Source organism: Vibrio sp. 2033, from assembly GCF_033339735.1.
Genome location: NZ_JAWOVC010000581.1, coordinates 1 through 592, shown reverse-complemented (window position 1 = coordinate 592; position 592 = coordinate 1). Strand labels below are relative to the sequence as shown.

The window sequence follows — 592 nt, the reverse complement described above, 5'->3', positions numbered from 1 at the left end:
GGGGGGGGGCGTGACAGTTAACGGGGGGGGCGTGACAGTTAACGGGGGGGGCGTGACAGTTATTGCAGGGGTCAGCCTGCCGCCTTGGGCCGTGCGATGTCGTACTTACCCGCCGCATACTCGTTCACCGTCCAGCCCAGCGCGATCAGCTCCGGCAGCGCCTCGCGCACCCGCTGGCGTCTCTTGCGCATGGCGGCCCCACTGGCCTCTGACGGCCAGACGTAGCCGCACAGGGTATCTATGGCCGCCTTGCCGGTCTTGCCGGGGTCGATCCAGCCACACAGCCGCTGGTGCAGCAGGCGGGCGGTTTCGCTGTCCAGCGCCCGCACCTCGTCCATGCTGATGCGCACATGCTGGCCGCCACCCATGACGGCCTGCGCGATCAAGGGGTTCAGGGCCACGTACAGGCGCCCGTCCGCCTCGTCGCTGGCGTACTCCGACAGCAGCCGAAACCCCTGCCGCTTGCGGCCATTCTGGGCGATGATGGATACCTTCCAAAGGCGCTCGATGCAGTCCTGTATGTGCTTGAGCGCCCCACCACTATCGACCTCTGCCCCGATTTCCTTTGCCAGCGCCCGATAGCTACCTTTGA

General features: G+C 66.6%; 1 protein-coding gene. It reads right to left on the bottom strand.

Features of this window, described 5'->3' with window-relative positions; all coding sequences use genetic code 11:
* Nucleotides 1–71: 71 nt before the first annotated feature.
* Nucleotides 72–592 (bottom strand): replication protein C, IncQ-type (gene repC / locus R7P74_RS27895; protein WP_318123917.1); only part of this gene is annotated, 521 nt, incomplete at its 5' end.